The sequence below is a fragment of the Vibrio coralliilyticus genome, assembly GCF_024449095.1.
In the GTDB taxonomy this organism is placed as follows: domain Bacteria; phylum Pseudomonadota; class Gammaproteobacteria; order Enterobacterales; family Vibrionaceae; genus Vibrio; species Vibrio coralliilyticus_A.
The window spans coordinates 628068-650868 of record NZ_CP024628.1 but is presented as its reverse complement, the minus strand read 5'-3'; the positions used below and the strand labels follow the sequence as shown (position 1 = coordinate 650868).

At 43.3% G+C, this 22801-nt stretch carries 19 protein-coding genes and 2 pseudogenes; 11 read left to right on the top strand and 10 right to left on the bottom strand.

Annotated elements, in window-relative coordinates:
* Window positions 1–132: 132 nt before the first annotated feature.
* On the bottom strand, window positions 133–1710 hold the full coding sequence (locus CTT30_RS18525) for a BCCT family transporter (protein ID WP_239835188.1): 1578 nt from the start codon (window positions 1708–1710) through the stop codon (window positions 133–135).
* 414 nt (window positions 1711–2124) lie between these two features.
* Here CTT30_RS18525 and CTT30_RS18520 point away from each other — a divergent pair, with 414 nt between their 5' ends.
* Complete coding sequence (locus tag CTT30_RS18520; RefSeq protein WP_239835189.1) at window positions 2125–2601, top strand: MarR family winged helix-turn-helix transcriptional regulator; 477 nt, start codon at window positions 2125–2127, stop codon at window positions 2599–2601.
* A 78-nt stretch (window positions 2602–2679) separates the two neighbouring features.
* On the top strand, window positions 2680–3729 hold the full coding sequence (locus CTT30_RS18515; RefSeq protein WP_252037437.1) for a GGDEF domain-containing protein: 1050 nt from the start codon (window positions 2680–2682) through the stop codon (window positions 3727–3729).
* Here the strand turns inward: CTT30_RS18515 and CTT30_RS18510 are convergent, their stop codons facing one another.
* On the bottom strand, window positions 3730–4185 hold the full coding sequence (locus CTT30_RS18510; protein ID WP_239835191.1) for an Lrp/AsnC family transcriptional regulator: 456 nt from the start codon (window positions 4183–4185) through the stop codon (window positions 3730–3732).
* Window positions 4186–4328: 143 nt separating this feature from the next.
* On the opposite strand from CTT30_RS18510, the gene CTT30_RS18505 reads away from it, so the two are divergent.
* Together CTT30_RS18505 and CTT30_RS18500 are read left to right on the top strand one after the other, a co-directional pair.
* The gene (locus CTT30_RS18505) at window positions 4329–5252 is read left to right on the top strand and encodes a DMT family transporter (RefSeq protein ID WP_252037431.1); all 924 of its coding nucleotides are present in this window, start codon (window positions 4329–4331) and stop codon (window positions 5250–5252) included.
* Between the two features lie 388 nt (window positions 5253–5640).
* Complete coding sequence (locus tag CTT30_RS18500; protein ID WP_252037429.1) at window positions 5641–5949, top strand: cysteine-rich CWC family protein; 309 nt, start codon at window positions 5641–5643, stop codon at window positions 5947–5949.
* A 13-nt stretch (window positions 5950–5962) separates the two neighbouring features.
* Here CTT30_RS18500 and viaA read toward each other — a convergent pair whose 3' ends face one another.
* Together viaA and CTT30_RS18490 are read right to left on the bottom strand one after the other, a co-directional pair.
* Window positions 5963–7408, bottom strand: coding sequence for an ATPase RavA stimulator ViaA (gene viaA / locus CTT30_RS18495; RefSeq protein WP_252037428.1), 1446 nt, complete (start codon window positions 7406–7408; stop codon window positions 5963–5965).
* Window positions 7409–7419: 11 nt separating this feature from the next.
* Entirely contained in the window at window positions 7420–9084 is a 1665-nt protein-coding gene (locus CTT30_RS18490) for an ATPase RavA domain-containing protein (protein WP_252037426.1), read from the bottom strand.
* A 270-nt stretch (window positions 9085–9354) separates the two neighbouring features.
* Here CTT30_RS18490 and CTT30_RS18485 point away from each other — a divergent pair, with 270 nt between their 5' ends.
* Complete coding sequence (locus CTT30_RS18485; RefSeq protein WP_239864208.1) at window positions 9355–9879, top strand: NUDIX hydrolase; 525 nt, start codon at window positions 9355–9357, stop codon at window positions 9877–9879.
* An 11-nt stretch (window positions 9880–9890) separates the two neighbouring features.
* Window positions 9891–10895: a low-specificity L-threonine aldolase gene (gene ltaE, locus CTT30_RS18480; RefSeq protein ID WP_252037424.1), complete on the top strand. Its 1005-nt coding sequence runs from the start codon at window positions 9891–9893 to the stop codon at window positions 10893–10895.
* Here the strand turns inward: ltaE and CTT30_RS18475 are convergent.
* Window positions 10858–11142, bottom strand: a complete 285-nt coding sequence (locus CTT30_RS18475) for a hypothetical protein (RefSeq protein ID WP_252037423.1) — start codon at window positions 11140–11142, stop codon at window positions 10858–10860. The two genes, ltaE and CTT30_RS18475, sit on opposite strands and share 38 nt — an antisense overlap.
* A 349-nt stretch (window positions 11143–11491) precedes the next feature.
* Between CTT30_RS18475 and CTT30_RS18470 the strand changes: the two genes are divergently transcribed.
* Window positions 11492–14044, top strand: a complete 2553-nt coding sequence (locus CTT30_RS18470; protein WP_252037421.1) for a glycosyl hydrolase family 18 protein — start codon at window positions 11492–11494, stop codon at window positions 14042–14044.
* A gap of 38 nt (window positions 14045–14082) precedes the next feature.
* Here CTT30_RS18470 and CTT30_RS18465 read toward each other — a convergent pair.
* Window positions 14083–15419 (bottom strand): annotated as a pseudogene (locus tag CTT30_RS18465) (IS4 family transposase).
* A 103-nt stretch (window positions 15420–15522) separates the two neighbouring features.
* Window positions 15523–15801, bottom strand: coding sequence for a peptidylprolyl isomerase PpiC (gene ppiC, locus CTT30_RS18460; protein ID WP_239836236.1), 279 nt, complete (start codon window positions 15799–15801; stop codon window positions 15523–15525).
* Between the two features lie 192 nt (window positions 15802–15993).
* Here ppiC and CTT30_RS18455 point away from each other — a divergent pair, with 192 nt between their 5' ends.
* The gene (locus CTT30_RS18455; RefSeq protein WP_252037419.1) at window positions 15994–16929 is read left to right on the top strand and encodes a chemotaxis protein; all 936 of its coding nucleotides are present in this window, start codon (window positions 15994–15996) and stop codon (window positions 16927–16929) included.
* Window positions 16930–17082: 153 nt separating this feature from the next.
* Window positions 17083–18095, top strand: a pseudogene (locus tag CTT30_RS18450) (GGDEF domain-containing protein).
* A gap of 63 nt (window positions 18096–18158) precedes the next feature.
* Here CTT30_RS18450 and CTT30_RS18445 read toward each other — a convergent pair.
* Window positions 18159–19091: a DHH family phosphoesterase gene (locus CTT30_RS18445; protein WP_252037595.1), complete on the bottom strand. Its 933-nt coding sequence runs from the start codon at window positions 19089–19091 to the stop codon at window positions 18159–18161.
* A gap of 203 nt (window positions 19092–19294) precedes the next feature.
* On the opposite strand from CTT30_RS18445, the gene CTT30_RS18440 reads away from it, so the two are divergent.
* Window positions 19295–19552: a putative hemolysin gene (locus CTT30_RS18440; protein ID WP_239836233.1), complete on the top strand. Its 258-nt coding sequence runs from the start codon at window positions 19295–19297 to the stop codon at window positions 19550–19552.
* 4 nt (window positions 19553–19556) lie between these two features.
* Here CTT30_RS18440 and CTT30_RS18435 read toward each other — a convergent pair whose 3' ends face one another.
* Entirely contained in the window at window positions 19557–20396 is an 840-nt protein-coding gene (locus CTT30_RS18435) for a YdcF family protein (RefSeq protein WP_252037415.1), read from the bottom strand.
* A 147-nt stretch (window positions 20397–20543) separates the two neighbouring features.
* Between CTT30_RS18435 and CTT30_RS18430 the strand changes: the two genes are divergently transcribed.
* Window positions 20544–21914 carry an L-serine ammonia-lyase gene (locus tag CTT30_RS18430; protein ID WP_252037413.1) on the top strand — a complete coding sequence of 457 codons (1371 nt, stop codon included), beginning with the start codon at window positions 20544–20546 and terminating at the stop codon, window positions 21912–21914.
* Here the strand turns inward: CTT30_RS18430 and CTT30_RS18425 are convergent.
* Complete coding sequence (locus tag CTT30_RS18425; protein ID WP_370689729.1) at window positions 21890–22783, bottom strand: LysR substrate-binding domain-containing protein; 894 nt, start codon at window positions 22781–22783, stop codon at window positions 21890–21892. The genes CTT30_RS18430 and CTT30_RS18425 overlap by 25 nt on opposite strands.
* Between the last annotated feature and the right edge of the window lie 18 nt (window positions 22784–22801).

Genomic DNA, 22801 nt, shown 5'->3' with positions numbered 1-22801 from the left:
GAAGCAGCAAACCATACTAAGCTTGCATCATTATAGTAATAACAACTTTGCATACTCCAATTAGAAAAGGCCTAGCTCGAAAGCTAGGCCTTTGTTAAATCATCGAAAGGGATGAAGTATCATCCCTTGCAATTAACGATCGTATTGTTCAGTGCGCATCCCCATCAGTAGGCTCACACACATCATTAATAGAACAAACGTGAAAGGTAATGCGGTTGAAATAGCCCCTGCCTGCAACGCTTGTACTGCTTCCGTACCACCAACCCATAGAAGTGCTACAGCAATAGCTCCTTCCATAAAGGCCCAGAATACACGCTGAAGAACAGGTGCATCCACTTTACCACCAGCAGTGATGCTATCAATAACAAGTGAACCAGAATCTGAAGAAGTGATGAAGAATACCAACACCAAAATAATAGCAATGATAGACAAAACAGTGCCAAATGGCAGTACATCAAACATCTGGAACATAGCCAATGAAACATCAGTCAGGCCGTTAGCACCAAGCTCACCAATATTGTTTACAACTTGGTCAATCGCAATGCCACCAAATACCGACATCCAAAGTAGCGTAACCACTGTTGGCACCAATAGTACCGCTGTCATGAATTCACGGACCGTACGGCCTTTAGAAACACGAGCAATGAACATACCAACGAATGGTGACCATGAAATCCACCAAGCCCAGTAGAATACTGTCCAACCTTGGAACCAAGCTTCATCTTCGCGGCCATGAGGATTACTCAGAGGAATGATGTTCTCGACGTAAGCCATCAAGGTCGTTCCAATATTACCAAATGCTACGGCATAACCTATCAGAGCAACTAAGATCAACAGCAGGAAAGCAACGATCATGTTGATGTTACTAATGACCTTGACGCCTCCATCAATACCGCGAACGACTGAAACTACCGCGAGCAAGGTTACAACCGTGATCACAATAATTTGTAGTCCCATGCCTGCGTCTAGACCAAAGACATGATGGATACCGCTTGCAGCTTGTTGAGCCCCTAGACCTAGTGATGTTGCAAGACCAAACAATGTCGCCAATACTGCCAGAATATCAACCACATGCCCAGCCCAGCCCCAGGCACGGTCACCGAGGATTGGGTAGAAAATAGAACGGATAGAAAGTGGCAAACCTTTGTTGTAAGCAAAAAATGCCAGAGACAGAGCAACCACACCGTAAATAGCCCAAGGATGCAAACCCCAGTGGTACATCGTCGCGCCCATCGCCAGCTTAGCCGCTTCCGCAGTATTTGCTTCAACACCAAGAGGAGTTTCATACCAACCTGTAAAATACGCTACAGGCTCAGCAACACTCCAAAACATCAATCCGATACCCATACCGGCCGCAAAGAGCATCGACAACCACGAGATAAACGAATAATCAGCAGTCGCATCTTGTCCGCCTAGGCGAATTTTACCTAGAGGGCTAACAATTAATGCCAAACAGAAAATAACAAAAATATTTCCTGACCAAATGAACAACCAGTCAAAGCTTCCGATGATTTGAAACTTTAAACCATCCAACATCGATTTTGCAGATTGAGCGTCCATCACAAGAACTGCAAATAGGAATAAACCAATAAATCCGGCACTTACTCCAAATACAGGGTTATGAACGTCAAACCCCCACTTCTGTACATTATCTTGACCGACAGTGTAATCGGTACTATCGATACTGTACTTATCAATACCTTTAGTCATCTTTCCTCTCTATGGATAAATACTCTTCCCTAATCCAGTCTTCAGATAGAAAATCGTTAGTGATAAAAACAATTTAGTCTATATCAAGACTTGATCAAATCACCACTATTGTACGCTGAGATACAAAACATTCCAGTAAATCACTCTCACTCGGCTACTTTTTCGGCAAACCAAGATTAAGTCGTCTATCATTTATACAACAATCAACAATCCATTAACAGGCACTAAATTCGACTTCTAAACATTTGAGAACATCACATTTACACTAGAAAATTTCTCGTCAACTCTCATAACTATCAACATCCTCATCAATATGAGAGTTAAGTATGAAATTTATGACTTTTCAGACTTCATTTTGCGAGAGTTTTCATGTATTTTTTCGCCTCCAAACGCTTCGCTCACTAAGGATTTACATTGGAAAAGCACGAAGAAGTTCTTATCTCTATTCGACAGATTATCCGCGCCATCGATCTGCACTCGAAAAGGCTAAGTAAAGAATCAGGCTTAACGGGACCTCAACTGATTCTGATGCGCTCAATAAGAGAGCTGGGTGAAGTCACTATTCGCGAGCTTTCTAACCATACCAACATGAGTCAAGCAACAGCGACCACTATTCTAGACCGTTTAGAACGTCAAGAATTGGTTACACGCGTTCGCAGTGTGCAAGACAAACGAAAAGTGCATGCGCACTTAACTGAAAAAGGTTCTGCGGTGCTTGCTCAAGCTCCAATGCCTCTACAGCAAAACTTCATTAACAAATTCCAGCACCTTGAAGAGTGGGAACAGTCCTTGTTACTTTCTTCTGTACAACGCATTTCATCTATGATGAATGCCGAAGATATTGATGTAGCACCGGTATTAGAGATCGGCAGTATCACCAAAGCCGAGTAACTTTCTATTGTAAAATTGATTTAGCAACACTTTAGACTTACTTTTTAGTAAAGGCGTAAAAACAGTCAAGGGTGTTGCATGATAAAAGAAAAAACGCTTCCGACTCGTCATAGGAATACCCTACTTGATACCAAACAGCAGAAACACGTTTTAAAGCTTATCATTGCAATTACGCTTATTTTCTTTGTGCCACTCGGTATAAAAAACCTTCTGATAGGTGAGCTGATGCTTGGTGCCGTACTACTGGCATTTGAGATCACTTTGCTGCTCGAAATCACGGCGATCATCTACAATAAGTCAGGCTTCTTTGGGCATATAGTGCCGCTCTCTTTGTTGGTCATATCAAATATTATGGCGGTGAATATTTTTGGAACACTTGCAAGTTACTGGGTGTTCCCAATTGTAATCAGCATTGCTTTTTTACTTCCAACCAGAACCGCTTTAATGGCTAATGTCCTAATGTGTCTCGGTTGTGTTATTGCTCTCTTTCCACATCAAGAACTATCAGAAACTTCCCGATACGCCTTTTCTTTGCTTGCTACAGCAATTATTGTGCATGTTGTGGTTAAAGCCATCAAAAAGCTCCAGGCCGAGTTACGCTTTCTCTCAGTGAGAGATCCTATGACAGGAGCTTATAACCGACATCAATTACAAAGTTCACTAGAGAACATCCGCCAGTTATATACGACGTCTTCAATCGCATTGATTGATATCGATAAGTTTAAAACCATTAATGATCTCTATGGGCATGATGTGGGAGATCAAGTCATCAGCAAAGCAGTTGAAATAATAACTCAACATACTGAACGTACGAACATGTTATTTCGCTTGGGTGGCGATGAGTTCCTGCTGCTCTTCCCTCAAGTCGACCAATACACGGCAAAATCCGCGATGGAGCTCATTAATCAATCAATAAAAGAAGGCGATTACCCCATAAAAGTAAAAATCACCCTCAGCTCAGGTATTGCAGAGTCCCAACCCCTTGAAGCCATCGAAGACTGGGTAAAACGCGCAGATATCGCTCTCTATCAAGCCAAAAGACTAGGCCGAGATCGTGTCTCTCTCTTTTCTAAGCCAGACTATTTAAGCGAAGGCAGCCAAAGTACATATCAGCAGACAACCCGCTAACTACTTGAATATAGGTAGCTGGCTCGCTTCTTTAACTTGTCTGATAGCAAGGTGGGTGTGGATATCTTTCACATTTTCTAACCTTTGAATTTTTCGTGTGAAAGACTCATAACCTGCTAAGTCATGACTCACAACTTCTAGTAGGTAATCATAAGCTCCGGAAACCACGTGGCAACTGACAACCTCCTCCATGTCTTGCACCGCTTGCTCAAAATCCTCTATCGACGATGCCTGATGGTTACTCAGGCTAACTTCAACAAAGACCGTCATCCCTACTCCGATTTTAGCCTTACTCAAACTGGCTCGATAACTAGCGATCACCCCTTCTTCTTCCAATCTTTTAATTCTCCTGGCACAGGGAGAAGGCGAAAGCCCGACTTTATCGGCTATATCTGCGGTCGATTGACGCGCATCCTTTTGTAACAGCATTAAAATATGTTGATCGATTCTGTCCATGAAGCACGCTTCTTTATCGCTTAAAACAATGAAAGATTAGCGTTTTCAGCCAACCTATAATCTATTAATAGTTAACTTTGCCATATTTGGTCGCAAGAAACGACCCATAATTATCATCACCGAATTCAATTATTATTAATGTTATGATCTCAGGTTACTTGGCCATGGCCGCCACACTACTACTCTGGTCCGGCTTTTTCTTATCACTTCGTGACGGAGCACATTCCGACCTAACCACAGCGGATATCGCCTTAGTTCGATTCCTAATCCCCGCTATCGTGCTACTGCCTTTGGTTATCAAATCGAAATCCGTAATCAAAAGAGTACCAAAGCGCTACATAATGGGCATGTTTTTGGGTTGTGGCTTGCCCTACTTGCTTATCGCAGGTGCAGGAATGCAGCTTGCTCCCGTATCTGATGGTAGTGCACTGATTCCAGGAACGCTGCCATTGTTTGTTTCCGGAATTGCTGTCGTTTTATTTAAACAACCTTTGAGCTCACACCGCATTTTAGGGTTAACACTGGTAGTAAGCGGAATAGCGGCGTTTCTTTATCAAGGCTTTGGGCAACCAGATAGTCACCTGCTCAAGGGATACTTATTGTTTTTGATTGGAAGTTTGATGTGGGCGACATTTACTATCTGCGCCCGTGTTTCGAGCCTTAATCCACTTATCACCGCAGGGTTCATTTCGTTGTTATCAACGTTAGCTCTGCCCGCACTGATTTTCAGCGGCAACATAGACAGCTACTTATTCAAGACTAACGTTGCAGAGTGGCCTTGGAAGGAGCTGGCTGGTCATATTACTTTACAAGGTGTAGGTGCCGGTATAGTCGCTGCCTATACCTACTTACACGCGATCTCTGTACTAGGTGCAGAACGTACCGCCGCTTTTGGTGCAGCAACACCAGCCATTGCGACTTTGCTAGCAATAGTTGTATTTAACGAGCAGCCAAGCGTGCTTGGATGGTTCGCGCTTGGGTTAATCTGTATCGGTAGCCTAATAGCCAGTAATGTTTTCATGAAACAGGATACCTCTTTGCTCTATCAACCGCCTAAGTTTAAATAATCTTAGAGATGAGTGTAATGCTTGGAACAATGACACATAGAATGTAGATTTGCCGAGCCAATGGCTTATTGTCCATTTTAATTAAGAATGGCGATGCAATGAACATCGATACCAATACATGCAAGGCCAGGTTATGAACAAACTGTGCTAGCCCTAATGTAAATAGCAACCAAAAGACAATTTGCAGGTGAGAAACATAAATTTTAATTCCAAGCCCGACGATAAAGACTGAAACAGCAAGCAAAGCTATCATGAACAAATTACTTTTGATATTGATTATCATTTACATTAAATATTAGTGGGAATCATTATTAATGACAACTGATTTTTGTTGTTGTCGGCAGACTCCGGTATAGTCTGTGTCAGTTTTTTCGCTTGGATATCTATTTTGAAAACGCCCTGCATTGCTGCATGCAAAAATAATGGTGGGATCTGTAACGGCTGCCATCGAACTATAGACGAAATCATCAGTTGGAGAAACCTATCAGATAATGAAAGAGAGACTGTAATACAAGCTCTTCAGGGAAGCGTTACAAGTCACTTATGTCCTTCATGTGGGCAACCCGCTCAATGCGATATCAGTGCAGGGAAAAGTACGTGCTGGTGCTTTTCTGTCGAACAGCGTGACACCTCTTCCTTAACATCTAATGACACCTGTCTGTGTAGAAAATGTCTGAATGCGTTGCCGATTGTTTAAATATTGGAGAAAGTTACCACTTCTTCATTATCCTACCGACTAGGTTGGGATGATAAGCCCAACTATGATCAAACATAGACATAAGCTCAGGGTTACCGTATTTTGACAAACTGATCGCGTGAAATCGGTTCTTACTCTTTTTAAGCTGCGTAACTTTATCTTGGATTTCCGGAGATTGTTGGGGGGCGATAAAATCAGAAATCACCACCATATCGGCATTTTTGTATTTATCACCACACATCAAGTCAATAGACTTGATCAAAACGGGTTCTAAGTCCGTTCCACCATGGAAACTGTATGTAAGAAAGTCACTCGCTTCCCTCAAACCATCTTGCCTCGTCAGCTCATAGGTAATTTGTTCTGTGGAAAACAAAATAACAAAACAATCACGATCTTCGGCCAAAGCGATCTGCATGAGCGCATAAGCCATTGCTTTTGCACATTGCTCTGGGAACCCGCTCATAGAGCCAGATGCATCAACACAAACGATGAACGGGCCTTTTTCGACATCAACTTGCTTGTGCTCCGGCTTCTGCGCTTTCACTTTACGCAGAGTACGAGATTTACCTTGCATACGATAATTCATAAGCCGCTTGTCGACTAAGTGCTTATAAAAAACCACCTCTAACTCTGGGTAGGCCAAAAACATGGTCTCGTTCGGAAGTAACTTATTGAGGTCATCACTTTCGTGGATACCAACAATATCATCTGTTGCTTCATCCGATTTTTCTTCGACCATTTGCAATTCTTCAGTTGGAGCGCGATTTAAATCCGGATCGTCAACCTGACCAGCCATTCGCCCTAACTTTTCAACAATTTCCTGTAAGCCCTGATTCTTTTTCAGAAACTCGGCATGACGTTTCATTACTGATAAATCCGTTTTACTCAGTTTCGCAGAAGCCATATCCCACAGACGCCCAACACTGTTTTCATCGCCTTCCTCAGTGACTTTATCCATGTTCTTCATGGTTTCCATACGCTGATAGAGATCTTTCAGAGCTTTTTCTTTGCTTGCTTCCAGCTCACTCACCTGAGCCTGATGGATGGCATCTGACAGACTTTGATACCACTGGTCACAGAAGTAATGAGGAAACATTGGGTTGTTTACCCCTTTATTCTTCTCTATAAGTCGACGAGCTTGAAGATAAAAAGCAGAATGCCATTCCAGTTTCTTAATGACGTCAGGAACCTTTTCAAAAAACGTGGCTTCATCCCAATGAATCACCTCTTGATAGAGTCCCAACTCTTGCTGAAATCGCTCCGTTTCACACACTCGAGTAATTCGTTTCTTAACGCTCCCTCGCCACTTCAACAGATGGTTTTTAACTTTGGTTTTCACCCCTCTGTTTTCGGTGAGCGCCATCACTTGAGATCGCGCCATTAAATCATTCACTGCAGAGTCGATGATCCCTGAGTCTGCAATCATTAACGCGAGATTGAGTCCGTCGGCTCCTAACATTTATTTTTCCTTTAAGAGAAGAACTGGTTTAGGTTTCTAAAACGTAAAACCGTACGTCCACATTCAGTTTTGGTGGACTCAAGAACTTGTTGAATATGCTGGAGGCTTGCTTCCATCGCCCTAGGTAAGTCTTGATCAATAAAGCTGTGCGGTAATGCACCGTGGAAATTAGAGCGTACTTTCAATAAGTGATGCTCAGCATGTTCAAGCTGAGCGAGTGCTTGTTCTGATTTTGTCAGCCAACTTTGATATAAGCCTTCATCTAACCCTTTATTCGTCACGACCGACACCAGCACAGCCCTGTTGGCTATATCTTTAATGACCAGATTGTTCGCAGAATCAATATCAAATCGAAGCCGACACATATTGGTGTTCTGGTTCACGTATCCATAGACATCACCGTTCCCTTCTTTAATGACTCGCTCCAACTCATTCTTAGGCACGTAAACCCAGCGACTGTCGCCTTTCTCGGATTCAGATACCGACATATTACTCTGCAGTAGCACCAACTTAACCAAGTCGAAAGCACTGCCTACTTTGTAAGTTTTTGCATCCGAAATATCGTAACTATGAATTTGTTTTTTGAGTAACCCGGTTGTCGATTCCATCGATAACATAATGCCAAATTCAGACTCTAACTCTTCCTGAACTTCAGCCAATTCTTCTCGACATAGACTGATCTGCTGTTCAACCTCTTGTTGATCAAAAGCTTGTTTAAGAGCAAATTCTTTGACTACTCTTTGAACTACCTCTCGAGACTCAGGGCTGTTCCATAAACAATCCTGTAGAAGCAGTAAATCGAGCGGATTGACCGCATCTCTACCGTTAAAATATGCGCTCGCTTTGAGTAACTTAACCGCCTTTTTCCAACGACGATCCGATACGTACATGTCAGTATCTGCGATGTCAGCTCCAGTACTTTCCATGGCGGCTTGTTCTAACATCTGTTTCAGTTCGTAGAGCTTTTCGAACACTTCATCACTAAGCTGTAACTTTTCAAGCTCCGACTGCCACAGATGGTATTCTTCATCGGTAATAGCTAAACCTTCTGGGATCTGCGCTTCTTGAGGCGTCCCTACCGTTAACATCGACTTAAAGTTTTGCTTGTTTTGAATTCGATTAACAAAAATACGCACTAACATTCGGTCATAGAGGGCTTCTAGGCCACTGTCTTCATCCGGCAATTCATTGGAAGCCGAAACCAAAAGGCGCATAGGTACACGCTCTACGTCACTGCCATTTTTGAACGTTTTCTCATTTACTACCGTCAACAATGTGTTGAGAATGGCAGGCCCCGCCTTCCAAATTTCATCCAAAAATACCACTTGAGCTGTTGGTAGATACCCTTCTGTCAAACGAAGATAGCGGCCATTATCTTTCAGTTCTTGAATGCTCAGAGGCCCGAACACCTCTTCAGGCGTTGAAAAGCGAGTCATCAAGTATTCAAAATAAGAAGAATTGTCGAAGGCTTGAATAAGCCGTTTAGCAATAAGGCTTTTCGCAATACCTGGTGGACCTAAGAGAAATACGCTTTCACCTGCCAGCGCTGCAAGCAAACACATTTTGATGGTATCTTCACGCTCGTAGACCCCATCAGATAAGGCATGCGCTAATTTGTTAATTCGTTCAGAGAGTAACGCTTTTTGCGAGTGGGAGACTCTGGTAGGGCTAATCATTCTGCGCTCCTCTGACTTCGTTCAGAATTTATTGTATGTATATTTTTATACATTTGTTATCACTTTGTTACAAGTGCATTTTTTAGTTTTGACTCGTCTTTATAGCAGAAGCAATTTTGACGTAACTTGTTGAAATCAATGTTTGCAAATTTGGGAGACAAGTCACTGGGAGAGTGTCTCAAATTTGAGCCAATCTCTTTATTAACCTTTTATTCACTATATGTTGGCTGTAATGTAATCCGCATTAAAAATGAGTCACTTTAAGACGACATGGATACACCTTTGAATATTTTACATACATGGAAAGGCATTTCCCTTCAGGAAGAGCAAACTACCCTACCTAATGGTAAAACCATCACTCACACTACTATTTCTCATCCTGGCGCTGCCGTTATTTTGCCAATTGAAAACAATGGGAATATCGTTCTTATTAATCAATATCGTCCCTCTCTCAAGAAATGGCTACTCGAGCTACCAGCCGGAACACTCGAATCTAATGAACCCATTGAGCTTTGTGCAGTAAGAGAACTGGCAGAAGAAACTGGTTACAGCGCTGAAACCATGATATCTCTAGGGCAAGTCACACCTTTGGCAGGCTTCTGCGATGAGATTCAATACCTATTTGTCGCGAAAGGCCTCTCAGAGGTGACAAAATTTGCGTGCGATGAAGATGAAGTCATTGAAGTGGTGTCTCTATCAGTAAAAGAAATCGAACAAAAGATTATCGATGGAGAGCTCACCGATGCCAAAACGATCGCATGTTTGAGTAAAGCAAAGTTATGCGGATACATATAGGAGAAAAGCGCATGGATTTCCGTTCGGATACCGTCACCAAACCAACCCAAGCAATGAGACAAGCAATGGCCGACGCGTTAGTTGGAGATGACGTATACGGTGACGACCCGACCGTTAATTCGCTAGAAGCATGGGTAGCAGAGCGCCATGGCTTCGAAGCTGCGCTTTTCACCACCTCCGGCACACAAGCCAACCTGCTTGGTTTAATGGCGCATTGCGAACGAGGCGATGAGTATTTGTGTGGCCAACAAGCGCATAACTACAAATATGAAGCTGGGGGTGCTGCAGTGCTTGGGTCCATTCAGCCTCAGCCAATCGAAAACAACCCAGATGGCACACTGGATTTCGATAAACTAAAAGCCGCAATCAAACCCGATGATAGCCATTTTGCTCGTACTAAATTACTAAGCCTAGAAAACACCATCAATGGCAAAGTGCTTCCATTGTCTTACCTAGCACAAGCCCGTGAGTTTGTTGATCAACACGGCCTTTTACTCCACCTTGATGGAGCGAGAGCTTACAACGCGGCGGTTGCTCTCGATGTGGATATAAAAGAGATCGCCAAACACTTTGACTCAATGACAATCTGTCTGTCAAAGGGCCTTTCTGCACCTATTGGCTCATTGCTTCTTGGCAGCAAAGCTTATATCGCTAAGGCTCGCCGATTACGCAAAATGGTCGGCGGTGGTATGCGTCAGGCTGGTATTCTTGCTGCGGCAGGCAAACTGGCATTGACAGAGCAAGTAGAGCAACTCAAAGTTGACCACGCTAACGCGAAGCTTCTGGCGACAGAATTAAGTCAGCTTCAAGGCTTCCACGTCAACCCTGATTTCGTTCAGACTAATATTGTCTTTGCTAAGCTAGACGACAACGTCGATATCCACGCCATTGCAAGTAAATTGAGTGAAGATGGCATTACCATTTCACCAGGAAACCCAATACGCTTTGTAACTCATAAAGACGTTTCTAAATCTGACATTAAGTTGCTTGTCGATAAGTTAAAAACATATTTATAGTTTTAACCATAACTCTCTCTAAAAGCCAGTTACGAACGATGTGACTGGCTTTTTTATTAAGCATACGGCACTGCTCAACCAAGAGTTTTTCATTTCCATCTCTCCAAGAGTCCATTCTCAGCCACTTCCCCATCAGTATGACATGTAGTAAATGCTCGTACCATTTATGATGTTTTACAGTTAATGACTCTTCAATAAAGGTTTCTATGGATAAAATATATTCTCCTAGATAAAGAAACTTATCCAATCACTCCCTACTAATAATTTAATTCTTTAATAAGCATAAATTTTTGACATGTTTAAAACAAAAGAACACAGACGATAAAAACGTTAATTTTAAGCATGCGATTTTTAACGTTTTTGCCGAGGATATTTAGAATAAAAACACTAAGTTAACCTTCCATTTAAGCTTTATGAAGTCCAGCAATTATTTATGAAATAATATTAATTACTGCTTCTAGTTCCATCTTGAAAAGTTGCCTTTTTTCTCCTCTAAAAAAACCTTCTAAATTGAAAATGGATAGCCTGAAAAATAAGTTCCTTATTGAAGTTACTTTCAGGTTTCAACATAGGGTTGAATAAAAAGGAAATGTGCAATGAGCATAAAATACAATTGTCAGTTGGGTAAAAAAGGCATTTTAAAACCATTGTCTGCAATTATCGCACTCAGTTTAGGAACAGTTAGCATGGATGTATACGCTGCGCCATCGGCTGCAACTTTGGACTGGAATATGACTAGCGTGAAGAGCCAGTCATTTGTTGAGATTAACGGAGAAGCAGGCCAGCAATCTTACAAAAAGACCGTGGTAAGAAATGACCAAGTAACTTTCCCAGTAGAATGGGATGTTTGGTACAACAGCGGAACACCAGCAACAGAATGGCAAGTTCGCATAAATGATGAGGTCATCTTTTCTGAAGCGATCAATGGCCCTACAGGCTCTGCTTTTTCAGGCGAAACGCAAGTACAAATAGATAAAGCAGGCCAATACGACATGACCGTTAATATTTGTGACGCTAACGGGGAGTGCTCAACTTCACCTGTCCACGCTGTTTCGGTGACAGATACTGATGGCAAAGGCATGGCGCCACTGGAAATGAACGTCGACGGCAATAACCAATCTTTTCCCCCACAGCCAGATGGTACGGTTGTAGGGACCTATTTTGTCGAATGGAGCCAATATGACCGCAAGTTCACGGTGGATAACATCCCAGCGGACAATCTAACGCATATCATATATGGATTTGTTCCAATATGTGGCCCTAATGATTCGTTAACCGACCCGAACTCGCAAAGAGCCCTGCAACTGGCTTGTGGTGATTCTCAGGATTATGAAGTTGTGGTTCATGACCAATGGGGCGCATTTGGTTCAAACTTGCCGGGTACTGCGGATTCATCTATCAAAGGCACTTACGGTCAGATGATGGCATTAAAGCAGCGTTACCCAGACCTAAAAATTCTTCCTTCGATTGGTGGCTGGACATTGTCCGACCCGTTCTTTGGCTTCACCGATAAAAAGAATCGCGATACCTTCGTCGCCTCAGTGAAAGAATTTCTTCTGACATGGAAATTTTACGATGGCGTTGACATTGACTGGGAGTACCCAGGCGGAACCGGTGCGAACCCAGATCTAGGTGACCCAGAAAATGACGGTCCTGCCTACGTTGCACTGATGAGAGAGCTTCGTCAAATGTTGGATGAGCTGTCTGCAGAGACAGGTCGAACCTATGAGCTAACTTCTGCTATTGGCGCAGGCTGGGACAAAATAGAAGACGTTGATTACCCTGATGCCACTCAATACATGGATTACCTCTTCGTTATGACATATGACTTCTATGGAGCATGGGACAATAACCTCGGTCATCAGGCCGCACTATATTGTGGTTCTCACGTCTCTTCAGCCCAGTGTGAAGGAACGTTAACGCCGGACGACGGCCCTGAATACACAACCGATAATGCAGCTAAAGAGCTACTTAAACAAGGCGTATCGCCAAGTAAGTTAGTACTGGGGGCAGCCATGTACGGTCGAGGCTGGAAAGGGGTTACTCGCGATAGTATGTCCGATCCTGCAAACCCTATCACTGGTGTCGGTAATGGCCCCATTGCTGGCAGCTGGGAAGCAGGTGTCATTGACTATAAAGATCTTGCCAGTAATTACTTTGGCCAACCGGGCGTTGAAGAATTTTACGACGAGCCTGCAAAAGCGCCATATCTCTACAAAGAAGCGACTAGTGAAGTGATCACCTATGATGACGAACGTTCTGTTAAAGCCAAAGCTGCCTACGTACGATCTCAAGGTTTTGCAGGCTTGTTCTCTTGGGAAATCGATGCTGACAATGGCGATATCCTTAATGCCATGCAGCAAGGACTCCTTGATGGTGGAGAGCCAGGTAATCAGCCTCCGGTTGCCGATGCTGGTAATGACATCGTCATTGACACGGCTCAAAGCGTTCAACTCGATGGGTCTGGTTCACGTGACAACGATGGGAGTATTACCTCCTATCAATGGGAACAGGTTTCTGGCCCTAACTTGAGCATAACCGACCCAAATAAAGCGATCGCTACAGTGACAGTGCCAGATACAGGAACGAATGAGACTTACAGCTTCAAACTAACCGTCATGGATGATGAAAACGCAACGTCCTATGACACCATGAGTATTAAAGCTGAGTTTGGCAGTGAACCAGAAAACACACCGCCGGTTGCTGACATTAGCGGCCCAGAACAAGCTGAAGCTGGTAACAACGTTGTATTAGATGCTTCTGGCAGCAACGATGCTGATGGCGACAACCTGACTTATCAGTGGAGTTCATCTGATGTCACGCTCATTGAAAATGGTGACAACGCAAGCTTTATCGCTCCTGAGTTTACGCAAGATACCCATGTCACTGTCTCTGTCACGGTTTCAGATGGCAAGGCTTCTGATACGGCCAGCTTATCTATTCTGGTAAAAGCGAGTGATGACGGTAACCCTGGCGAGTACCCACAATATGTTGAAGGAACTCCGTACGAAGCTGGAGACCGCGTGACTAATGTAGGAGAAAACTACGAGTGTAAACCTTACCCATACTCAGGTTGGTGTTCAGGCGCGGCTTGGGCATATGCCCCAGGAACGGGCTCAGCTTGGAGTGACGCTTGGATTAAGCTCTAACTCGGCAAGAAAAACACCCCGCAAGTGCGCAACGTAGTTCACTTAAGAGGAGCTGCGTTGCGATTAACAGGGTATCGGGTCTTTGATATTTTTACCGCCCTAGGCCGATTTGGCTTAGGGCGTTTGTCTATAAAGAGGACAGATAAATCTCCTCGAAGGCTCTTTAAGCGTTTCGGCGTGTTACCTAAAGACACCGCTTTACTCATCATTTTGAGCTGGCTGGCTATAAATTGGCAAGCGTACTTAAAGCTGATTTCATTAGGTAAGCGTCCGTGTTCAACGGCAGCTTGACTAGCCTCTCGTCTCACCAAGTTATAACCAAGTAATAACCCCCACAGCTCTTGATAGACGAGTTCGACTGTTTTGCTTCTCAACACTAAAGCGTTGTGTTGCATTGAGCTCTTGATGTCACGATAACCTAATTCGATTTCCCATCTTTCATGATAAAGCTCTGCCACAGATTGAGCGTCATACTGCTCTCTAGGAAGCGAGGTAAACACCGTTTTGGATTTACCTTGAACCTCATAAGTGACGGCTCTGACTGTCCATTTTTCTGGAAGACGAGGATTCTTTTTACGAGCTTGCGGTGAGACCTTCATCTCCACAAGCATGTCACTGCTTTCTTTATCATCCAGTAGAGTATATTTGACTCCTTTCTTTGCAGGGAGAAGCCAGTGTCTATTTATTCCACTGTTTTGCAGAGAAAGGAGTAAATCTGCACCATAAAAACCTTTATCCAGTAACGTCACTGAGTTGTCTGGTAGAGCGTTGATGAAAGGCATCGCTAGAGGAATTTCACCTCGGCGATACGGGCTTATCGCCGCATCAACGATGACATGAGAGCGAACATTCATCATAGTCACAACTCTCAATACTGGATGAGGTGTTTGTCTGTTGCTAGACGTATTTCCAGAGCCAAAATGTTCCCTCAATTCTGGTGTGTCAGCCGTTCTAAAAAGAGCGCCATCGACAGCAAAAACTTGTAAGCCTTGCCATGCATCATCAGGGTATCGCTCAAGCCCCCACGTTTCCCACATTGCTTAAACAGCCATTCGGGTGCTGCTTTGCCTAAGCGTTGTCTTGCTTGGGTTAAGGCGCTCTTTGCCAATAGCTCTTCATCAGCCAAACCGTCAGCACAGACATTCATTCTTCGAGCGACTTCGGCAATGGGTTCATTGCGGAAAAAAGCCATACCCACAATCAGCCACAACACCATATCGCTCGGTAATCGGCGTCGACGGATAGTCGCTTTATCGGACAGTGAGGCTGCTTTAACTACCCACGCATCGGGAATGTGTTCAGAAAAGGTGGTGAGTTGGGCAACATCAACAGGGTTTTCTTCAAGGAAGTCGGCAAAGAAGTGTTGAATAGACATAAAAAATCGGAAACCTATAAACAGATTTCCGATTGTCTCTCATCAGAAGGATCGGTCAACCGATCCTTATCTGATCTACATTGCCCGCAAGTGCGGGGTGTTTTTATGTTCGATAAAGCACCTTAACTACGTGCCATCCGAATTTGGTTTTTACTAAATGAGGAACGAGCGTTTCACCTTGAAAACATACTTTATCGAATTGCGGAACCATTTGCCCTCGGCGAAACTCTCCCAAATCCCCACCTTTTTTGCCTGATGGACAAGTGGAATACTTCTTCGCCAATGTCTGAAACTTAGCGCCTTTCTTCAGCTGTTTGATAATGTCTTCAGCCTGTTCTTTATGCTTGACCAAAATGTGTAAAGCAGCTGCTGTATTTGCCATGTAAAACTCTTAACCTATTGGGCTTAACTATAAGGGCATATTTTAACGATTTACGGCAAGATCACCATCTCTCAGGAAAGTATCCATAAAAATTATCAAAGAGTCTGGGTTAATTGACCTATCTTAATTGAATAGCTCCACAGATCAGTTAACATCACATTTATAAAGTATCATATTTGAGAAACGTCCGTTATGGCAAAAACAATCAGTAAAGCAAATCAGTCTCAAGGCATGTTGATGTTCACTCTGACTAAAAGTGAACAACTTTTTGCTATTGGCACACTAAAGGTTCGTGAGATTGTCCCGTATCAACCGACAACTCAAATTCCCTACTCGCACCACCATGTGATTGGTACTGTTACGATTCGAGATAAAACCATTCCAGTGATTAACATGCCTGCGGCTATTGGCTTCAGACCTATACAACCGGAAGAGTATAACTCTTGTTATTTGATTGTGACAGATTGCCTAAGGACTATCGTTGCCTTTATGGTGCGGTCAATTGAAAAAATCATTGAATGTGATTGGCGCTCCATAGAACCATCTCCCCAATCTGCAGGCCGAAATGTCTTTGTGACAGGTATCACTCGTTTTGAAGATCAGATCGTTCAGATGCTCGATGTCGAACTGCTTCTGTCGAAAATCTACCCACAGTACGAATCCACAAAGATTCCAATGTTGACAGATATTGAACGTGAACGACTCAAAGCATTAAATATTTTGCTTGTCGATGATTCCTCTATTGCAAGAAAACAACTCGCTGATGCTCTTGATAGCATTAATATTTCCTATCAAATACGAAACAATGGCATTGAAGCACTTGAACTGATGAAAGAGGAAGCAGAGCGTGGGCAGCCTATTCAGCTATTAGTGAGCGATATTGAAATGCCGGGACTAGACGGTTACGAGTTGGCCTTTGAAACCCAAAGTGAGCAGCAACTGAGTAACGCTTACATCATTCTTCATACCTCACTATCGAGCGAGATCTGTGTGGACAGAGCACGCCAAGTCGGCGCACATGAAGCCCTTGAAAAGTTTAATGCTGGGGATTTAATCAAAGCTATGCTGAGAGGTGCTGCCAAGCTTGAGTCCGGAAACCCAACAGAGCGAATCGAAGTAGAAGTTTAACCTACTGGAAGTTTAGGTTTGATGAGTTTCACTGAATTCGACTTATCAAATCTATTAAATATTCGAATTTTATTGCCATTAACTCAAGCATCTCAGAAACAAATCCGCTAATCTTAAGTTAATTGGTAGTTAACGCAGAATGCTAATAAACAGATGACCGACGATTTTAAAAAATCAACCGCTAATTTAAAAAAAGCTGTCCCACTCATGATGCAAAATCACGTAGCCGCAACACCTGCTAACTACGCGCTATGGTACACCTACGTCGAAAATGCCATTCCTCAGATGAACCGTGAGCTTGAAAACATCATCGAGAATTACGGAGTATGCCCCCCGCAGCTGGTGAAATGCTCTACAACAATTATGTTGCGAGCAGAGCGGAAACAGACATAAACGACTTGCGCGCAAACATTGAAGTGCTAGTGAGTCAAGTCGCATCCTCCATGACGGATACTCTCGCGGATACCTCTCACTTTTCTCAGGTAATCGATAAAAGCTTTGAGAACCTAGAAAAAGTCGATGACGAAGCGATGTCCATTGATGAAGTGATGAAAGTAATTCGTCAACTGGTTGCGGAATCTAAAGATATTCGCCATTCGACAAACTTTCTTAACAACCAACTTGAAACAGCAACCAAAGAAATAAAGAACCTAAAAACTCAGCTAGCCGAAGTCCAACAGGATGCTCTGTTTGATGGATTAACCAGTTTGTACAATCGGCGTGCCTTCGATAATGATTTAGATACCCTCTGTCGCTCAGAGCAAAAAATTTGTTTAATTCTGACTGATATCGACCACTTCAAAAATTACAACGATACTTACGGCCATCTTTTTGGCGATGCGGTTATCAAAGGCATCGCCAAACGCCTTCAGATCAGCAGTCGGGATGGTATTCATGCTTACCGATTTGGCGGTGAAGAATTTGCTTTGATTATGCCAAATAAACAACTAAGAATTGCTCGCCAATTTGCAGAGAGTTTACGGCGCTCAATCGAAAAATTATCAGTGAAAGACCGTCGTTCTGGCAAGCAGGTGGGAAATATCACCGCATCCTTTGGGGTTGCTGAATTACAACCCGGTGAAATGCCACACTCAATCATCGAGCGAGCGGACAAACTTCTTTATGAAGCGAAGCAGCTCGGCCGCAACCGAGTAATGCCAATTTAACTTTCTGAACCACGTAAAAAGGAGCCCCATTAAATCAAGGGCTCCTTTTGGGTTGGGATGAATTTATCCATCGGAAGTGATCGCTTGAATCAACTCTTTTTGCACAGCATCCGCTTTATCATTATCAATCTGGCAAGTTCCAGCGGCCTTATGTCCACCCCCGCCATACTTTAGCATTAGCTCACCCACATTCGTTTTTGAGCTTCTGTCAAATATCGATTTACCCGTAGCAAATACAATATTCTGTTTTTGAAATCCCCACATTTTATGAATTGAGATATTACACTGAGGGTATAAGGCATATATCATGAATCGATTACCAGCGAAGATTGTTTCTTCTCCAGTAAGATCGAGAAACACTAAATTGTCATACACTGTGGCACAACGCTGGATCTGCTCTTTGAATAAGTTCTCGTGCTCTTTATAAAGATCAATACGTTCTTTGACATCAGGATGCTCAAGGATTTCTTCTATCGAGTGAGAAGTACAATACTCAATCAAATCCATCATCAGGTTGTAGTTTGAAATTCTGAAATTTCTAAAGCGCCCTAAACCTGTTCTAGCATCCATCAAAAAATTAAGTAGATTCCAACCTGTTGAGTCGAGAACTTCATCTCGGCTAAACTGCGCCGAATCACCTTTATCAACTGCCTCCATCATTGCTAGCCAGTCAGAGGGAAAAGTCTCTTCTCCACCATAGTACTCCCAAACAACACGAGCCGCGGAGGGGGCATTTGGGTCAATAATATGATTTGATCGATCTCCTTGATTGCGAATCATTTCCGACAGGTGATGGTCAAACACAAGGTGAGCCTGCTCAACATAGGGAAGATTCGTGACAATATCTTGAGGGGTAATATCTATAATGCCATCTTGCATGTCTTTTGGATGAACAAACTTAATATCATCAATAAGGTCAAGTTGCTTAAGAAGTACGGCACACACTAGTCCGTCAAAATCACTTCGTGTCACTAAACGATGTTTCTGTTTCGACATCTTAATATCCTTATCTTTTAACAGCACAAAGTACTTCATCTGAATAACTGGTACTGTTACTTCAACAGTCGTTTCATAGATAGGCGCTATGAGTACATTTTTAATTTTAGACACCTTCGATCTTTTAACAAACTTAAGGCAATGTTTTTTATCTACTCTTCTAAACTAAGTGCGCCACTAACTGATTATGATGGGAAAATAAAATGAAGGAAGTCACTTGGGGTCTGATATTAACCGCTATCATCACACTTGCAGGTTGTGCTGCTGAACCGGACAAATATGAGGTAAAAGGTTACACCTCTATCGCTAACCCTGCGTCAGTCTACTGCGTTCAGCAAGGTGGAAAGCTAGAAACAGTGAGCGAAAACGAGCAACGTATCACGTATTGTGTCCTTAGCTCAGAGAAGCGAGTCGAGGAATGGGAATACTATCGCCAGAACCATCATTCACCTGCATCTTGATTCTCTAAGTTGACTGCATGGCGGCCATTTCTGGGTCCAAATGCCTATTTAGCCAAGTAAGGTTATGATGAAAGCGAGCCAATGATGAACGTAATGTTGCTCCATCCACGTCGGAGGTTGTACTGAGTACAATCTCTTTCAAGATAGTTAACTTTTCCTGCACCTCGTCTGAAAGTTTAAGTGCATCTAATTGCGAAAGTGAGCGAAGCGCTAACTCCGCCGGTAAACATCGAACTCCTTCTAGAGGTCTTCGAAAAGCATTGTTGGTCGCCCCCTCTAAATACACTCGATAGGTCGTCAGTTCATCGACCAGCAGAAATGCTTCAGCATTGCCTTCTCGGTGCGGGTACTCGACACTACAATGGTGACGAATATCCATATCTATCTTTATGTCCAATCCCGCACTATTGCAGCGCTGTTTAAGTGCGCGAAGTAGCCCTTGCTCATCCATTAATTGCTGAACTTCAAAGATACGCTTCAAATGATAATCGTTAGACACCAAGGTAATGTCGATTGGCTGACGATTCAGCCCCATTTGCTGTAGTTTCAGCGCGACATTGTGAATATTTTGTACTGTGTTTTGCGATTCACTTTCCAAAATAATATGGCTTTCTTTCAGACGAATCTGAGATGCGCTTTGGTGGTTAAAATACTCTCTCATTGCCACAGCTTCAGAAACGGTTTGTCCTGGGGTTACACCACCACAAAATACTAAGGCAGTTTCATCAGCGTTAAGAGAACTGAGTAATGCGGGCAATGCTTCAACACGAGAGCGGCCTTCTTTTGTGAGTGTGTCGTCCACCAGCCGCTTACCAAGAACAATAACCACATTACGAATGTTCATTATTTACTCACTTCTCAATTATTAATACTAACTTGCCGAAGTCCTGTACAAACATCTTCTTTATAGATAGCGTTAGCAAGGTTAATGTTTTGTTAACTATATTTAAGTAGAGTCTGACCCACAGGCCATATCACAGGAAGTTAGTTTATGCTGTCGATTTTCGATATTTTCAAAGTCGGAGTTGGGCCATCCAGTTCCCACACCAACGGGCCAATGCTGGCCGGTTATCATTTCACGCGCTTGCTCAGTGATTCCTTATCCAAAGTGGATCGGATACAGGTTGATTTGTATGGTTCGCTATCCTTAACCGGCATAGGTCACCATACGGATCGTGCTGTGATCTTAGGACTTATGGGTAATAGGCCTGACACAATAAAAATTACCAGTGCCAAGCAAGCTTTACAACAGACACTGGATAATGAATTGTTGCTGCTGGCAGGCGCCCATACCTTAGCATTCCGCTATGAGAGTGACATTATATTTCACAGCGACAATCTACCGTTACATGAAAATGGCATGACAATTACCGCCTATGATAGCTTTGGGGCACAGCTCGCATTTGAAACTTACTATTCTATCGGAGGTGGGTTTATTGCCACAGCCGCCGAGTTGGAAAATGGCAGCAGTGAGCAGCCCGTCGATGTGCCCTATCCATTTACTTCTGCTGACGAAATGCTAAACATGGCAGAAGAGAATGGCTTCAGCCTTGGCGGCATGATTTTACAAAACGAGGTCTGCTTCTTTGACAGTGATGAAATCGATCGTAAAGCAGAACAGATCTGGAAAGTAATGACCCTTTGCATGCAACGTGGCTTTGACACTGAAGGCATTTTGGAAGGTGGACTCAATGTCACACGACGTGCACCTAACTTATTGAAAAAGCTTGAAGCTAACGAAGCGATTGAAAATGATCCTATGGAAATCATGGACTGGATTAACCTCTTCGCCTTCGCTGTCAGTGAAGAGAATGCGGCAGGTGGCCAAGTAGTTACCTCTCCAACGAATGGCGCGGCAGGGGTTATTCCCGCTGTACTCATGTATTACCATCGCTTTATTAAAGAACTCGACCTTAAACAAATCAAAGACTTTTTAGCTGTCGCTGGCGCAATTGGTATTTTGTACAAAACAAATGCGTCGATATCTGGCGCTGAAGTAGGCTGTCAGGGCGAAGTCGGTGTTTCGTCATCAATGGCCGCAGCTGGCTTAACCGCACTCAGAGGTGGCAGTAACGAACAGATCTGTATCGCAGCTGAGATTGCAATGGAGCATTCGTTAGGCATGACTTGTGATCCCATTGGTGGGCTTGTTCAAGTGCCATGTATCGAACGTAATGCAATGGGGGCGATGAAGGCCATCAATGCCTCACGAATGGCACTAAAAAGAACCAGCAAATGTCTTATTTCTTTAGATAAAGTTATCGCAACTATGTATCAAACAGGTAAAGACATGAATAAAAAATACCGTGAAACATCTCTTGGCGGGCTGGCGGTCATTCACATGGCTCCACCCTGTGAATAATCCAAGCTACTTGTTATCCAATTGGAAAATTGGGTAGCAAGCGGATTACTCGGGTCGTGTTGAAGTAAATAGTGCCCATCTCGACTGGGCACTATTTTATCACTGATTCTCACTAAACTGCCCTGAATAAGATGCTCCTCTACTAGTAGCTCTTTGACCAGCAAAATACCTAGCCCTGATACTGCCGCTTCAATTGAGAGAAGCGAATGATCAAATTGTATTGCAGGCTCCACAATACGACCTGTGAAATGATGATAATCGAACCAGTACTGCCAGTTTTCCTGATAACCCGTAGTGGCTATTTTCTCACTATTCGCTAGCTCATCTAGTGTCTGTATGGAGTTGGATACCACCAATCTTGGTGCTGCAACCAGTACCCAGTTTTCTTCTGTTAAAGCAACGACATCTCCCTCACCCATGGGCTTCGGGCCATTAATGATTTCAATATCCGCAACTTTACTGCCATTGGGATAAGCATTTGACGAAGTAGATATCTTTAGCTCGATATTCGGGTGGTCACGGCGAAAGTCTTCAAGGCGGGGGATTAACCACTGAAAGCAAAAACTTTGCGCAATACTCAAGTTCAACCTGTGACGCTTTTTCCGTTGAAACAGCTGCTCTGTTCCAACAGAGAGTGACTCAAACATTTGAGTCAGCAAAGGTAAGTAGTACTGCGCGTCTTCAGTTAGTTGGAGCTTCGACCCTCTACGTTCAAATAAAGTAGCCTCTAGATAGCTTTCAAGCTGTTTAACGTGTTGACTCACTGCGGCACGAGTGACATTGAGTTCATCCGCCGCCTTGGTCAAACTTTGTAATCGGGCAGCGGATTCAAAAGCTTTTAAAGCATTAAGAGGAGGTATAAAACGCATAGATTGGCAAGTTAATGT

What these genes read in the sequence shown, in the direction of transcription:
- viaA (WP_252037428.1), bottom strand. Translation starts at nt 7,408, where the DNA reads ATGTTAGGAGCCGACGGACTCAATCTCGCGTTAATGATTGCAGACTCA.
- ppiC (WP_239836236.1), bottom strand. Translation starts at nt 15,801, where the DNA reads ATGGCAAATACAGCAGCTGCTTTACACATTTTGGTCAAGCATAAAGAA.
- CTT30_RS18510 (WP_239835191.1), bottom strand. Translation starts at nt 4,185, where the DNA reads ATGGACAGAATCGATCAACATATTTTAATGCTGTTACAAAAGGATGCG.
- CTT30_RS18430 (WP_252037413.1), top strand. Translation starts at nt 20,544, where the DNA reads ATGCTGTCGATTTTCGATATTTTCAAAGTCGGAGTTGGGCCATCCAGT.
- CTT30_RS18505 (WP_252037431.1), top strand. Translation starts at nt 4,329, where the DNA reads ATGATCTCAGGTTACTTGGCCATGGCCGCCACACTACTACTCTGGTCC.
- CTT30_RS18425 (WP_370689729.1), bottom strand. Translation starts at nt 22,783, where the DNA reads ATGCGTTTTATACCTCCTCTTAATGCTTTAAAAGCTTTTGAATCCGCT.
- CTT30_RS18470 (WP_252037421.1), top strand. Translation starts at nt 11,492, where the DNA reads ATGAGCATAAAATACAATTGTCAGTTGGGTAAAAAAGGCATTTTAAAA.
- CTT30_RS18455 (WP_252037419.1), top strand. Translation starts at nt 15,994, where the DNA reads ATGGCAAAAACAATCAGTAAAGCAAATCAGTCTCAAGGCATGTTGATG.
- CTT30_RS18485 (WP_239864208.1), top strand. Translation starts at nt 9,355, where the DNA reads ATGGATACACCTTTGAATATTTTACATACATGGAAAGGCATTTCCCTT.
- CTT30_RS18490 (WP_252037426.1), bottom strand. Translation starts at nt 9,084, where the DNA reads ATGATTAGCCCTACCAGAGTCTCCCACTCGCAAAAAGCGTTACTCTCT.
- CTT30_RS18515 (WP_252037437.1), top strand. Translation starts at nt 2,680, where the DNA reads ATGATAAAAGAAAAAACGCTTCCGACTCGTCATAGGAATACCCTACTT.
- CTT30_RS18525 (WP_239835188.1), bottom strand. Translation starts at nt 1,710, where the DNA reads ATGACTAAAGGTATTGATAAGTACAGTATCGATAGTACCGATTACACT.
- CTT30_RS18435 (WP_252037415.1), bottom strand. Translation starts at nt 20,396, where the DNA reads ATGAACATTCGTAATGTGGTTATTGTTCTTGGTAAGCGGCTGGTGGAC.
- CTT30_RS18445 (WP_252037595.1), bottom strand. Translation starts at nt 19,091, where the DNA reads ATGTCGAAACAGAAACATCGTTTAGTGACACGAAGTGATTTTGACGGA.
- CTT30_RS18440 (WP_239836233.1), top strand. Translation starts at nt 19,295, where the DNA reads ATGAAGGAAGTCACTTGGGGTCTGATATTAACCGCTATCATCACACTT.
- ltaE (WP_252037424.1), top strand. Translation starts at nt 9,891, where the DNA reads ATGGATTTCCGTTCGGATACCGTCACCAAACCAACCCAAGCAATGAGA.